The following is a 12,301-nucleotide window of genomic DNA, read 5'->3' as shown; positions in this document are numbered from 1 at the left end:
CCAGGTAATTGTAGCCGGCCCATCCGGGAATCTTTCCCGGTCCAGGCCCCGACAGCGTAACGCCCAGGTAACGGGTGCTCACCGCCACTGTGTCACCCACCTCGAGCCCGAGCGAATCCAGCGACGGGCCGTCGTCGCCGTGCAGTAGGGCCACCACCCGATTGACGTCCCCGCGTCGCCCCGGCTGCTGGTACGCCAGCCGGTCCAGGTGCACCAGCGACACCAGCCCCTGGCGCTCACCCGCGGGATCACGCAGCACCGACCGCACGACCGCTGCTTCGTCGATCAGATCGGCGGACGCTGGAGCGGGACCCTGGTATGTGCCGAAAAGGTTGCCTTCGCACGCTGCAAGTGTGAGCGCGACGCCGATCGCCACAAGGGGGATCCACGTCTGTCTGCCGTAGTTTTTGCGCCGCATCATAGCCGTTCCCTAGCGGAAGTAAATGTACTTGTAGTTCGGGATACCGGAGTCGATGGCGGGAGCCTGCGACTCCGTGATGTTGATGTAGCGGCGCACGCGGTGGGCCCACACGCTCCAACTCCACCGGTCCCCAAACCAGTGCCGCGCGAGAAGCTCGCAGGAAACATTATGGCGCTTGAATAACGGATCATCAAGACATGCTTTCGCGAGGAGAAAGCATGCAGGGGAGATCGGGCGCGCCATTCAGCGCACGAAAGGCTTGCGCTCCCGCCCTGCACCCCTGACCCTTTGTGTCGTATCCCGCCCGGAGGCGTGTACCTTCGAAACGGAAGGAAAAAAATGTTCGAAGAACAGATCGCGCAAGGCAGAGATATGGTTCGGCGACTGGAGGCGGAAAGCCGCCTGCCAAGCGGGGACAGGGAAGCCTTGCCTTCGTGGAAGCGCGTTCCGATGAAGGAGGCGCAGGAGTGGCATCGGGTGATCGAGGCCAAGCTGAAGGCGCACTACGGTCCCGAGACGTTCGATCGGTACCAGCTAGCACGGAACCTGTTCAGCGAGGCACTCGATCGTGGTGAGGGTGATGAGTACTCACGCGCCCTGGACTTCTGGGAGCGCATTTTGGCCCTCCTTACCGAGTTGAGCGCTCGCGAGGTACCCGCCGCCCAGTCCCGTACGACAGAGCAGCCCCACCCGGCCGAGCAGAACCGGCTGGAGGACTCCGCTGGGCCGACATACGACGTGTTCATCAGTCATGCGTGGGAGGACAAAGACACGATCGCGCGGCCCCTGTATACCGCGCTGGTGGAACGCGGCGCGACCGTGTGGTTCGATGAGGCCACGCTGATGCTCGGCGACAGCCTTCGCCGAAGCATCGATCGAGGACTCGCGCGATGCCGCTTCGGCGTGGTAGTTCTCAGCCCGGACTTCCTCGCGAAGGAGTGGCCGCAGCGCGAACTCGATGGCCTGGTGGCACGCGAGACGGTATCCGGTGAGAAGGCCATCCTTCCTCTGTGGCACCGGCTGGATGCGAAGTCGGTTGCCCAGTACTCGCCCACCTTGGCAGATCGACTCGCGGTTCGGTCGGATCAGGGACTATCGGCGATCGTCGAGCAGATTCTCCGCGTTGTGCAGGCGACACATCGCACCTGAGGTCGAATGCCGGATCGTCGCAGCTGTGGATGGACGTTGGCAAAACACAACGGCAGCCGAAGGTGATCACTCCCGCGGCTGCCGTGTGTTGCATCGCCGGGTCCGGCGACACCACTCCCTCTTCCGTTGAGGTTCATGTCCACTCGTGTCACGTACGTCCGGCGCGGATCGGCGGGGCTGTTCTCCGCGATCCTCGCCGGCGCGCTTCTCGGCTGCGGTGCGCAACCGCCCCGGCCTGCGGGCGGAGCATCCGGGCCCGACACGTCTGCATGGGCCGGGACCGCACGGACCTTCCTCTCGACGCTGAACGATCGGCAGCGTGCCGCCGCCGCGTTTCCCTTCGATCATCCGGAGCGCACCCGGTGGGCGTACGTTCCGGAGAGGCGCACCGGCATCCCGCTGCAGATGATGGATGCCGGGCAGCGTGCAGCAGCGTTTGCGTTCCTGGGCACCGGTCTGAGTGAGCGCGGCACCGGGCTCGCGCGCGGCATCATCGAGCTCGAAGGCATTCTGGGCGAGTTGGAAGGAGCGGGGGGCAGCCCCTGGGGACCCGGGCGCGATCCGGAGCTCTACTTCCTGGCACTCTTCGCCGGGCCGGGTGGGCCGCACCCTTGGGGATGGAGCTTCGAGGGCCATCACCTCTCGGTGAACGTCACGGATCTCGGCCCACATGGGCAGATCGTCGCGCCGCTCTTCATGGGCGCGAACCCGGCGCGCGTCCCCAGCGGGCCGCGGGCAGGGACCCGGCTGCTCGCCGCGGAAGAGGACCTCGCCTTCGAGCTGCTGCACATGCTCGATCCCGGCCAACGTGCCCGCGCCACCATCGCGGCGCAGCCATCCGAAGACATTCTCACCCGCAACGTTCCCGAGGTGGGAGGGATGGCATTCGCCGGCCTGCCCGCGGCCGAGATGACGATCGCGCAGCAGGGGCAGCTGCGCCGGCTGCTGGAATTGTACGCCGGGCGGATGGCGGATTCTGCGGCATCCAGGCAGTTGCAACGAATCGATGAGGCCGGGTTTGGGCGCCTGCACTTCGCCTGGGCCGGGGCGTACCAGCCGCGCGAGCCGCACTACTACCGCATCCACGGACCTACCGTGCTGGTGGAGTACGACAACGCCCAGAGCAACGCGAACCACGTCCACACGGTCTGGCGCGATCTGGAGAACGATTTCGGAGGCGATCTGCTCAGGAGGCACTATGCACGGCAGCCTCACCGCTGAACCGGGCTTCGCAGCGGTGACTCCCGCCTTACGGTCGGCTTGCAGAGGATGCCGGGCGGGGTATGTTTTCGGGTCCGATGAAAATCTTGCGCTCCCCGCACCCCTGAACCTCGCCTCGTTAGGTGCCACACCTTTCTCTCTGGATGCGCCGAGTCTACCTGGCAGGGGCCGCGCTCGCGATTTGCGCCACGCTCGCCTGCAGCGAGCGATCGAGCCCGCCCCGGGTCGCGGCTGCGGATGCCGTCGCACGGGAGGCCGCGCCGCCGACCGGCGGCTGCCCCGTGTCCAGCGGCGCCCGCCTCGCGGCCGCAACCCTTGCCGGGCTCCCCGCACGCGCGCCGGTCGGCGCGCTCTGGCAGCTCTGCCCGACGGCTCGGGTGGACACGGTAGGCGTGGGGGGGACGACATCGCCCGCGCTGCGCTTCGACGAGCCTGGGGTGACGCTCTGGGCAATCCAATCGGAATACGAAGCCTACGGCGACAGCCTTCACCGGGCCGAACCCGCGGACTTGTGGGCGGCGGCCGGGGACAGCCTGCGCTTCCCCGATGGCACGCTCATCCCGATGCGCGTCGGCGCCATCCGGGCGCTGGACCGGGGGGTCATCGTCGTGGATCACGGGGACGATGGGACGGGCTCGTACATCGTGCTATGCCGGTTCCCCCACCTGGCAATCGTCGTCAGCAACGTGTGGCCTCCCTTCGCCCGGTCCGGGATCGTCCCGCTCTCGCGCGCGGCGGCGAGTGACACGACCCGGGTGTGGCGGATTGAAGTCGATCCGCGCCAGGCAAGCGACGCGGCGATCCGACAGGCCTGCGCCGGTGTGCCGGCAAGCTAACGTTGCGTCAGCGCTCTGACCGTGTTCTCGTCAGGCCAACGATCATCTCTGTGCACTCCTGCAACGCGCCGTGCACATGCTCGCCCACCACGGAGCGTGGATCATGCAAACAGATAGAGTCGAGGTCCTGCCGCGATACATCCTCATGGTGTGCACTGGCACCATGAACTCCAAGGAATTCGTCGTGGCGCTCAACCGCGGCTTGGAGTCGGCCGCGCGCTCCGGCCGCCGGGCTGTTCTGATCGATGCGCTGAACGTGCAGGGGTCGCTCACCACGGTGGAGCGGTTTGAGCTCGGGAGCGAAATTGCCAGGGCTCAGCGTGCGCAGGCTGCCATAACGGCAATCGTCGTCGTGGGCCACGAACCTCCCTTGGACCCGGAACGGTTCGCTGAAACGGTCGCGATCAACCGGGGCGCGGTGGGGAAATCGTTCACGGGCCTGGCAGAGGCCGAGCAGTGGATCGACGACTTTCTCGCGAGGGTCGCCGAGGGGTGACACTCGATCGATGCGCTCGCCTGCTGCCTTCGCCGCCTCACATGGTCTGGCAAGTCGTGGGGGTGGGCGCTGGCAATGATGGTGGTGGCGCGCGGCGCGACGATCACCGCAGGGCCTGGCCCCGTACGCCGGACCTCATCCTCACATCCAGAGCGCGGCCATGTTCCAGCTGGAGTGCATTGACCATGTTGCCCTCCTGGTGCGCGACGTCGAGCGTTCGGTGCGCTGGTATGAGGAGGTTCTTGGGTTACGGCGGCAGTATCAGGAAGTCTGGGGTAATTTTCCAGCTGTCGTGGGCATCGGCGGCACCTCGCTCGCCCTCTTTCCGGTAGCGAGCGCGGCTCCCCACCCGCCACCCGGCCGCGACACGATCTGTGTGCGCCACATCGCGTTCCGTGTCGATGATCCGAACTTCGTTGCTGCCCAGGAGGAGCTCCGGCGCCGTGGGATTTCCTTTCGCTTCCAGGACCATGACGCTGCTCATTCGGTCTACTTCGAGGATCCTGATGGGCACCAGTTCGAGATCACCACGTACCTGATCTCATCGGGACCATCCGCGGCCTGACACCCGGTTGCATGTGGCGAAAGGCCGGCGATCCTTTGCAGTCGGAGCCGTTTTCGGCCGAGAGGAAAGCCTTGCGCGCCGGCCCCACGCCCCTGACCTTTGCCTCGTGTGGCGCTTCGCTCCTCCATCTGCCAATGCTGATGGTTGCCCGCCGCCTCTCGCCGACGCCGCTCTCCTGGCCACGACGGTGTTCGTTTCCGCGGGGCGTCCTGCGGCGGGAACTGCCGGGCTAGGTGGCGTATGCCGGGCGTGTACGCCACCGGCTGGTCCCGGGCGTCTGGTGACGGTACAGCCGTTTGGTTGACGGGGGCCATACCGGTCGAAGCGGGAGTTCTCGGATCGTCATCCTGGCTCGGGAGCAAGCAATGACTCGTGTACGAGTGCATAACTTCACGGTATCACTCGATGGATACGGAGCGGGCCCGCGCCAGACGCGCGAGGATCCCCTCGGGATCGGCGGTGAAGAGTTGCACGACTGGTACGTCGCGACGCGCACCTTCCAGCGGATGGGCGGAAAGACCGGCGGCACCACGGGGGTGGATGACGATTTCGCGGCGCGGTTCGGGGAGGGCGTCGGCGCCTGGATCATGGGACGCAACATGTTCGGCCCGCTCCGCGGTCCGTGGCCCGATGATACCTGGCGCGGCTGGTGGGGAAAGAACCCACCTTATCGTGGCCCGGTCTTCGTGCTGACGCATCACGACCGCCCATCGGTTCAGATGGAAGGCGGTACGGTCTTCCACTTCGTCACGGGCGGCATCGGTGAGGCGCTGGAGCGCGCCACCGCGGCCGCGGCCGGGAAGGATGTGCAGATCGGAGGTGGCGTGGCGACGGTCCGCCAGTACCTGGAAGCGGGGCTCATCGACGAGCTGCACGTGGCGGTTGCGCCCAGATTGCTCGGGTCCGGCGAGCACCTGTGGCAGGGCCTGGACCTCCCGGCTCTGGCCTATGAGTGCACGACCCATGTGCCGACCGCCGCGGCAACCCACGTCGTGCTGACGCGACGCAGGTAAGCGCGCTCCAGCATCAGCAACCAGCGTTGGGCTAGCAGCCCATCCGAAACCAGCGAGGCCCGATGTGCCGAAACATCAAGACGCTGGCCAACTTCGAGCCACCCGCGACCGATGACGAGGTGCGCGCGTCCGCACTGCAGTACGTCCGGAAACTGAGCGGGACCACGCACCCTTCACGCGCGAACGAAGAGGCCTTCAATCGGGCGGTCGAGGAGATCACCGCGAGCGCGCGGCGGCTGATCGACTCCATCCAGATCAAATCCGCCCCGCGGAACCGCGACGAGGAGTTGCGGAAGGCGCGCATCCAGTCGGCAAAGCGCTTCGGCACCGCGAGCCGCTGAAGCGCGGCCGCCCTGGGGCACTCTCCGCCGAATTGCGTGAGACGAACGGGCACACCTTTGCTGAGAGCTTGATGACCGCACCCGAACATGTACCTGTGGCGCCCGAACCGGCGGACGGGACGCATCCTCCCGCGCCGCTCGTCTCCATCGTCATCCCGTGCTACGTCGCGACGCCGAAGCAGGCGGAACTGCTCGACGAGACGCTGCACACGGTCGCCGCACAGACGTGCGGCGACTACGAGATCGTGGTCGTGGACGACGGATCGCCCCTCGACGTCGGCGCCATCACCGCCCGGCACGCCGGCACGGTCACGCTGCGGCAGGCCAACGGCGGCTCGGCGGTCGCGCGCAACACCGGCATCCGTGCCAGCCGCGGCCGCTTCTTCGTGTTCCTGGATGCCGACGACCACCTGCTGCCACCGGCCCTGGAGGCGGGGCTCCGTGCGTTCGCGGAGCATCCCGAATGCGGGTTCGTCATCGGAAAGCGCGAGGAGATGACGTACGAGGGAGCGCCCGTCCCGTGGGGCGTAGCCAGCCTGCCGAGCGAAACCTGGCTGTACAACATCCTGCTCGGATTCGACTGGTACATCATCCCGCCCTCGTCGGCGATGTTCAGGCGCGAGGCGGTGGCGGCCGTGGGGGGCTTTCGCGATCCGTGGGGCGCGGACGACCTCGACTTCTACCTGCGAGTGGCGCGCGCGTACCCGGCCTGGTGCTACGAGGAACCCGCGGTGACGCGCTACCGGCGCTACAGCGCCAGCTCGTCGCGCGACGGGGAGCGCATGCTGCGTAGCATCCGCGTCGTCTACGAGCGCCAGTGGCCGCTGGTGCGGGGCGACCCGGAGGCCGAAGCGGCCTTCCATCGCGGACTGTCGGCGCTGACGAAGATCTTCGTCGACTGCCTGGCGGAGAACTTCAGCGACGGCATCCGGGCGAGAAACTGGCGCCGGGTACTGCGGACCGGATTGCTGTTCGCGGGTGAAAAGGGCCGCGCTGCCCTGCGACGGCGCTCTTGACGGCTCGTGCGGCCATGGACGACCGGAGGAGTGAGGCACCCCCCGGGGCATTCCGATCCCTCCCGCGGCTGCCGTGTGTGGATTACAGCGTCGCGGGCGTCTGTTTGGATGGTGGAGTCTGGTGAATATCGCGATGATCGGGATCGTGCTCGGATGTCTGGTGGGTCCGAAGGTCGTGATGCCGTGGAACGACGACGGAGTCGGGTGGTGTGAGCCTCGCTCCCGCCTGGGCTGACGGTTGAAGTCAGCGCGCGAACCTTTCCGGGGCAAGCAGCCGTAGGGCAGGCATGATCTCTCTCGGCTGGATCCACACCATCGCGGCTTCGACCGCGCTCGTTGCGGGCGCGGCGGTGCTCCTTACCCGCAAGGGTACGCGCCGCCACCGGCAAGTCGGCTGGCTATACGTGGTGAGCATGCTCCTGCTCAACGCGACCGCGCTCCTGATCTACCGCCTGTTCGGGCGTTTCGGACCGTTCCACGTGGGCGCCATCTTCAGCTTTGTCACTGTCGTGGCAGGCACCGCCGCGGCTCTGGGAGCGCGCCGGGCACGAGGGCGCCGCGATGCCGTGGCACGTGCACGCGCACTCGAGCGGCACTACCAGTGGATGACGTGGTCCTACGTGGGGCTGGCCGCGGCGGCCGTGTCGGAGATTGCGACCCGGATGCCGGCGCTGCGCCCGCGCCCGGGACAGGGGACGGCGTTCGCCATCACGGTAGCCGTGGCCACGCTCCTGGTGCTCGCCATCGGCGCGCAGCTGATCCGCCGGCGCCGGTCCGCCCTCCTCGCACCGTATCGGCCGCGTTCATAGCACACCGCACCCGTCCGGGCTCCCTGACGTGACGTAGGGGCCGACGGGCGGGCCCGCTCATGTCTGATGACCAGAAGGCTCGGTGTCGGGAGTGTAGGTGTTCATCCGAAGGAATGCTCCTGAGGTGCATACGGACACTGTCACGGAGGCGAGGAATGCAATTCACCATCACGAGCGAGGTCGAGGCTCCTCCGGACGTGGTCTTCGCGGTTCTGAGCGAGGTGGAGCGCTGGCACGAGTGGACGCCGACGGTCACGCGCGTAGAGCGCCTTGGTGATGCGGGCGCGCCGTTGGCGGTAGGCGGCCGCCTTAGGATCGTACAGCCGAAGGTGCCGCCCGCCGAGTGGACGGTTACGGCGCTCGAACCGGGGCGGGGTTTTCGCATCGTCAGCCGCTCTCCTGGCGCGACCGTCGAAGCGAACCACTGGGCAGAGCCGATGTCCGGGGGCCACCGATCCCGCGTGACGCTGTCGGTGACGTTCGGCGGATTCCTGGGGCGGATCATCGGGTGGGTGATGCGGGGCCTCAGCGAGCGGTACCTTGCCCAGGAAGCGGCCGGGCTGAAACGGCGATGCGAAGAGAGAGCGCTGGGCACGGTGTGAGGCGCACCCACGCGCCACTCCGTCCGCCCGGCTGACCGGCGGCGACGGATCGCACGCGATCGGCCCGTACGCCATTGAACTTGAGGCGTCAGGTCTCATGCAAAGTGTTTCTCCGCTCGTCAGGCAACACGTTGCGGCCGCGTTTCCGGCGGACCATGCCAGCGTTCTGGAGCAGCTGGGGATGATGCGCGACCCGCCAGCGGAACAACGCTGGGCTGAACTTCGCGAACGTGTACAGATGGCCGCACTTCTGTGCTCCAGGGGAGATCGTGTACAGCTCGATGCGGCGCTCGCCCAAGCGGCTGTTGACTGGCGAGATCTACTGGTGGAAGCCGGGCTCGCCGACAGTGATTGGCGAGCCGTGCTGGAGCGCGCCACCCGGCTTGAGTTGCCGGAGAACGAGGGCTGATCACTCCTCCGAGCCGGTGCCGCCTGAGATCCGCTTTTCCTGATCGCGGAGATCGAACTCCCCCCGGCGGTAATGTATGACACCGGGCGGAGGCCCGCCCCGCGGCCGAATCTGGCAGCCTGAGGTGCGCGAGAAAGATTGTTCGGCGCCGGAGAGCTGCCTATCTTCTCCATTCCCGCCCGCACCCGGGGAAATCCCGCGCTCGCCTCCCACGATCCACCTGGCCCCCGCATCAGCGATGAATTACATCATCCGCCGTATCCTCCCGCTCGCTGTCCTTGTGCTGACCCTTGCCGCGTGCGGTGGGGACGAGGAGGCTGCGTCGGACGCGTCCAACGGTACCGGTGCGGAGACAACGACCGCGTCGCCGGCGCCCGCGACCGCCGCGGCGCCGGCCACGGGCGGGGGCTCGTGCGCGAGCTATGGCTTCGGCACGGCTGTCGAGAAGCAGCTGCGTCTGAAGCCCGGCGACCGCGGCACCCTCCCGGCGGACTTTCCCGAGCCGCCCGCGGGCGCGCAGCTCTGCGGCAGCAACGAGTTGGACACCACGTACTTCACCGGCGGCGGCACCACTCAGAATGCGTTGCTGGAGCACTACCGGGCCAAGCTCACCGCGCAGGGCTACACGGTCGACGCTACCGACGCGGGGATGCAGCAGGGCGACCTGGAAATGTCGTTCCGCAAGGACGGCGCGGCGAACGGCTCTATCTATGCAGATTCGGAGGGAACCTTCAGCGTGATCTACACGGCGGTCAAATAAGAACAACCGGCAACTGAAAAAAGGCTGTTCCTAAAAGGCGGCGTTGCGTAACGAAAAACGACCGGCCCCGAAAGGGCCGGTCGTAAAGACGGATCCTACGACGGACGGACTTACCCGATCAACCAGCCCCCAGGACCGGGTTTCCACGATTCCGCCCAGCTTAGTGGCCGGGTTCGTACTCCGCAGGGACTCCAGCGTCCGCGAGTTCTTCACGAATCTGTTTGAATTCCTCTGCGTCTACGGCGGAAATAACCACCCCTGCTACATCGGGCTGCGGTTCCTCGCGAATGAGGATGGGAATATGTACGCGATCTCGCGAGCCGACGACGCTCTTGGCTCGCTCCCATTCCGAATAGATGTTTCGCAACCGCTCCCGCCGCGCCAGATTCGGGGTAGCTTTTTCGAGTAGTTCGTCAATGCGCTCCATTGGACTCACCCCCTTCTCTTGGCTTTCCCACCTTCGCCTCGCATCTGCTTTACCGCCTCGACCAACGCTGCGTGGCTCTCCTCGACATCCATCACTCGTTGCTCGATCGAGGTCAATTGCCGACCTTGAGCCACAAGTTTAACCTCTGCTTTCGCACCCGCAAATTCTCCTCCCACCGATTCGATCTCTGGTGGCGAAGCAAGGGCCATACCCTTGATTGTCTTCCAATTGAGGAATCGAAGGAGAAATAGCAGAAATATATAACCTGTTCCTCCCATGAGAATCAGGAGGAGGATACGAGCCGTCCAGATTATTGGTGCCCAACTCAAAATTTCTTTCATCGCAGCACCTCTGCTTTCAGGACCGATGCCACCTCGGGGCTACATAGCTAAAATCGGGAGCGGGCCGGAGCAAGGTCCTTGTTCGGCGTTCTTCAAGTCCCGATAACCCTCCCAGAGGAGCGACAATCCTGTCCGCGTTAGCGACTCCGGAGATCTGAGCAGGTGCGTCCCGGACGGGGAACACCTACCGCCCTGCAGGGGATGCCAGCACTCTATACTTCATCTCTCACGGATGTGTCGCTTCGTCCCGAACACGCTTCCGCGGCCGTGTGGAAGTGACGCATGAGACCATGCATCCGCACGGCCGGGCGAGTCGGGGCGCACCGCAGAGGAGAGTTGGAACGTTTCGTGGGTCGTGTCGGAACGTTCCACCGATGGCTTTGCTGGATTTCCGGTGGTTTTCTGCGTGGGAACCGTGGTGATTCGTGGCGTGTAGCCTGATGCGTCCGTATCCGTCCACAATCCTTTCGCGGAGCCATGCCCATGCGTCTTTCTCGTTCGATTCCCATCGCCGCCGCCGTTCTCGCCGCCGCGCCGGCACACGCGCAGCAGTGGGGCGGGCCGCTGTTCAGCTCGCCCCTGGAGCAGTCCCGGTTCGAAATCCTGTCCAGCGACGCGAACGGCGCCGGGATGGGCATCGCGGTGGCGGTGCGGCCGTTCTCGCGCGTCGCCGATCTGCGGCTGCGGGTGGGCATCATGGATGGTATCGGTACCGGGCCGTTCAGCGAGGGAATGCTCAGTCCCGGGCGGGAGGTCGCGTATATGGCAGGGATCGACTACGCGATGCCGCTGAACCCGCAGGCCGGCGGGCCCGTGCGCGCGTCGCTGGTTGCGGGGCTGGGCGTCGGGATGAACGCCGAGACGGTGGTCAGCGCACCGCTGGGCTTCAGCCTCGCGTATGACGGCGGGAGCATTCGCCCGTACATGACGCCGCGCGTGGTGCTGGAGCATCACTCCGGCCCAGCTCCCTACGTGGGGCCGTGGGAGGGAAGCGCGGTGGTGGACTGGGGCGTCGACGTGTCGCTGCCGGTGGGCGGCACGCTGCGCGCGGCGCTCACGACCGGGAGCTACCGGGCGTTCGGCATCGGCATCAGCTTCTGACCTTGGAAAGGCCGGTGAGCCGCGCGCCGGGAACCCTCCCGGCGCGCGGTTCTTCATTTGTCCCCCTTCGCGATTACCTCCCGTCTGTGCTAGTGTACTTCGGACGTCACTCGCGTGAGGGTTCCGCCGCACGTCGCGTCAACGGGTTCTTTTTGCCTGCCGCCGCGCCCCCGCCTGCGTAGGCTGCTATCCCACTCCATCTGCCGCCACTCCCTCGCCCGAGCATCCATGAGCGCGGCCATCTCTCGCCGTGACTTCGCACGCACCGGTGCCGCCGCCGACGTGGCGGCCGCGCTCCCGGGTGCCGCCCGCCGGCGGGGCTGGTTGCGCATGAGCGTCCGCTCACCGTAGAGTCAGGGGTGCGGGGGCGGCCGGATGTGCTGTGGCCGCCAACGCCGCTCGCGGCCATCACCGACAGGTGCGGTGTCGCGGGTGTCCCGTTCACCAGCCAGAGTTGCCGAATGCGTATCCGCTACATGCTGGGCCTGCTCGCGTTCTCCGCCGTACCCTCTATCCTTGCCGCGCAGGGTGCCTGCCCGTCGCTGCAGGCCGGGTCCACCGTGCGCCTGCACGCGCCCGGGGCGAACACGTACGTGGTGGCCGAGTCGCCCAAGCCGTCCGACACCTCGCTGTCCGTAACGGTCCCCGGCCGGTCTCTCCTGTCCGTCCCCTGCGCCGACATCCAGCGCGTGCAGCTTCGGACGGGCGCCGCCCGGGGGCGCTCGGTGCTTCGGGGCGGCGGGATCGGCCTGGTGGCCGGCGTGGTTCTCGGCGCGGCGGTCGGGTACTACGAG

Annotated in this window: 17 protein-coding genes; 14 read left to right on the top strand and 3 right to left on the bottom strand. The window is 66.7% G+C overall.

Features of this window, described 5'->3' with window-relative positions:
• Window positions 1-259, bottom strand: a 259-nt coding sequence (locus VIB55_RS14470) for a hypothetical protein (protein WP_331877363.1), incomplete at its 3' end; no start/stop codon positions are given.
• Window positions 260-760: 501 nt separating this feature from the next.
• Here VIB55_RS14470 and VIB55_RS14465 point away from each other — a divergent pair.
• The 12 genes from VIB55_RS14465 (at window position 761) to VIB55_RS14410 (ending at window position 9,638) form a co-directional block, all read left to right on the top strand.
• Entirely contained in the window at window positions 761-1,570 is an 810-nt protein-coding gene (locus VIB55_RS14465) for a toll/interleukin-1 receptor domain-containing protein (protein WP_331877362.1), read from the top strand.
• A 135-nt stretch (window positions 1,571-1,705) separates the two neighbouring features.
• Window positions 1,706-2,791 (top strand): DUF3500 domain-containing protein, encoded by a 1,086-nt coding sequence (locus VIB55_RS14460; RefSeq protein ID WP_331877361.1) that lies wholly within the window; start codon window positions 1,706-1,708, stop codon window positions 2,789-2,791.
• 143 nt (window positions 2,792-2,934) lie between these two features.
• A complete protein-coding gene (locus VIB55_RS14455; protein ID WP_331877360.1) occupies window positions 2,935-3,627 on the top strand; it encodes a hypothetical protein in 693 nt (230 codons plus the stop codon).
• Window positions 3,628-3,730: 103 nt separating this feature from the next.
• Complete coding sequence (locus VIB55_RS14450; RefSeq protein WP_331877359.1) at window positions 3,731-4,123, top strand: hypothetical protein; 393 nt, start codon at window positions 3,731-3,733, stop codon at window positions 4,121-4,123.
• 160 nt (window positions 4,124-4,283) lie between these two features.
• Window positions 4,284-4,688: a VOC family protein gene (locus VIB55_RS14445; RefSeq protein ID WP_331877358.1), complete on the top strand. Its 405-nt coding sequence runs from the start codon at window positions 4,284-4,286 to the stop codon at window positions 4,686-4,688.
• Between the two features lie 365 nt (window positions 4,689-5,053).
• On the top strand, window positions 5,054-5,701 hold the full coding sequence (locus VIB55_RS14440; RefSeq protein ID WP_349263032.1) for a dihydrofolate reductase family protein: 648 nt from the start codon (window positions 5,054-5,056) through the stop codon (window positions 5,699-5,701).
• A 62-nt stretch (window positions 5,702-5,763) separates the two neighbouring features.
• Complete coding sequence (locus tag VIB55_RS14435) at window positions 5,764-6,042, top strand: DUF2277 domain-containing protein (protein ID WP_331877356.1); 279 nt, start codon at window positions 5,764-5,766, stop codon at window positions 6,040-6,042.
• A gap of 71 nt (window positions 6,043-6,113) precedes the next feature.
• Complete coding sequence (locus VIB55_RS14430; RefSeq protein ID WP_331877355.1) at window positions 6,114-7,058, top strand: glycosyltransferase family A protein; 945 nt, start codon at window positions 6,114-6,116, stop codon at window positions 7,056-7,058.
• 287 nt (window positions 7,059-7,345) lie between these two features.
• A complete protein-coding gene (locus VIB55_RS14425) occupies window positions 7,346-7,867 on the top strand; it encodes a DUF2306 domain-containing protein (RefSeq protein WP_331877354.1) in 522 nt (173 codons plus the stop codon).
• Window positions 7,868-8,022: 155 nt separating this feature from the next.
• Window positions 8,023-8,469, top strand: coding sequence for an SRPBCC family protein (locus tag VIB55_RS14420; RefSeq protein WP_331877353.1), 447 nt, complete (start codon window positions 8,023-8,025; stop codon window positions 8,467-8,469).
• Between the two features lie 181 nt (window positions 8,470-8,650).
• Window positions 8,651-8,878, top strand: coding sequence for a hypothetical protein (locus tag VIB55_RS14415; protein WP_331877352.1), 228 nt, complete (start codon window positions 8,651-8,653; stop codon window positions 8,876-8,878).
• Window positions 8,879-9,116: 238 nt separating this feature from the next.
• Window positions 9,117-9,638: a hypothetical protein gene (locus VIB55_RS14410; protein WP_331877351.1), complete on the top strand. Its 522-nt coding sequence runs from the start codon at window positions 9,117-9,119 to the stop codon at window positions 9,636-9,638.
• 160 nt (window positions 9,639-9,798) lie between these two features.
• Here VIB55_RS14410 and VIB55_RS14405 read toward each other — a convergent pair whose 3' ends face one another.
• Window positions 9,799-10,065 (bottom strand): hypothetical protein, encoded by a 267-nt coding sequence (locus VIB55_RS14405; RefSeq protein WP_331877350.1) that lies wholly within the window; start codon window positions 10,063-10,065, stop codon window positions 9,799-9,801.
• A gap of 5 nt (window positions 10,066-10,070) precedes the next feature.
• Entirely contained in the window at window positions 10,071-10,406 is a 336-nt protein-coding gene (locus VIB55_RS14400) for a hypothetical protein (protein ID WP_331877349.1), read from the bottom strand.
• A gap of 483 nt (window positions 10,407-10,889) precedes the next feature.
• Between VIB55_RS14400 and VIB55_RS14395 the strand changes: the two genes are divergently transcribed.
• Window positions 10,890-11,507, top strand: a complete 618-nt coding sequence (locus VIB55_RS14395; protein ID WP_331877348.1) for a hypothetical protein — start codon at window positions 10,890-10,892, stop codon at window positions 11,505-11,507.
• Between the two features lie 461 nt (window positions 11,508-11,968).
• A partial coding sequence (locus VIB55_RS14390; protein WP_331877347.1) for a hypothetical protein occupies window positions 11,969-12,301 on the top strand: 333 nt, incomplete at its 3' end.

This window comes from Longimicrobium sp. (genome assembly GCF_036554565.1).
Lineage (GTDB): Bacteria > Gemmatimonadota > Gemmatimonadetes > Longimicrobiales > Longimicrobiaceae > Longimicrobium.
This window is presented reverse-complemented; position numbering and strand designations above follow the sequence as displayed.

Bases quoted from the DNA above. Each gene is read 5' to 3' on its own strand.
- VIB55_RS14465 (WP_331877362.1), top strand. From the start codon at position 761: ATGTTCGAAGAACAGATCGCGCAAGGCAGAGATATGGTTCGGCGACTG.
- VIB55_RS14460 (WP_331877361.1), top strand. From the start codon at position 1,706: ATGTCCACTCGTGTCACGTACGTCCGGCGCGGATCGGCGGGGCTGTTC.
- VIB55_RS14455 (WP_331877360.1), top strand. From the start codon at position 2,935: ATGCGCCGAGTCTACCTGGCAGGGGCCGCGCTCGCGATTTGCGCCACG.
- VIB55_RS14450 (WP_331877359.1), top strand. From the start codon at position 3,731: ATGCAAACAGATAGAGTCGAGGTCCTGCCGCGATACATCCTCATGGTG.
- VIB55_RS14445 (WP_331877358.1), top strand. From the start codon at position 4,284: ATGTTCCAGCTGGAGTGCATTGACCATGTTGCCCTCCTGGTGCGCGAC.
- VIB55_RS14440 (WP_349263032.1), top strand. From the start codon at position 5,054: ATGACTCGTGTACGAGTGCATAACTTCACGGTATCACTCGATGGATAC.
- VIB55_RS14435 (WP_331877356.1), top strand. From the start codon at position 5,764: ATGTGCCGAAACATCAAGACGCTGGCCAACTTCGAGCCACCCGCGACC.
- VIB55_RS14430 (WP_331877355.1), top strand. From the start codon at position 6,114: ATGACCGCACCCGAACATGTACCTGTGGCGCCCGAACCGGCGGACGGG.
- VIB55_RS14425 (WP_331877354.1), top strand. From the start codon at position 7,346: ATGATCTCTCTCGGCTGGATCCACACCATCGCGGCTTCGACCGCGCTC.
- VIB55_RS14420 (WP_331877353.1), top strand. From the start codon at position 8,023: ATGCAATTCACCATCACGAGCGAGGTCGAGGCTCCTCCGGACGTGGTC.
- VIB55_RS14415 (WP_331877352.1), top strand. From the start codon at position 8,651: ATGATGCGCGACCCGCCAGCGGAACAACGCTGGGCTGAACTTCGCGAA.
- VIB55_RS14410 (WP_331877351.1), top strand. From the start codon at position 9,117: ATGAATTACATCATCCGCCGTATCCTCCCGCTCGCTGTCCTTGTGCTG.
- VIB55_RS14405 (WP_331877350.1), bottom strand. From the start codon at position 10,065: ATGGAGCGCATTGACGAACTACTCGAAAAAGCTACCCCGAATCTGGCG.
- VIB55_RS14400 (WP_331877349.1), bottom strand. From the start codon at position 10,406: ATGAAAGAAATTTTGAGTTGGGCACCAATAATCTGGACGGCTCGTATC.
- VIB55_RS14395 (WP_331877348.1), top strand. From the start codon at position 10,890: ATGCGTCTTTCTCGTTCGATTCCCATCGCCGCCGCCGTTCTCGCCGCC.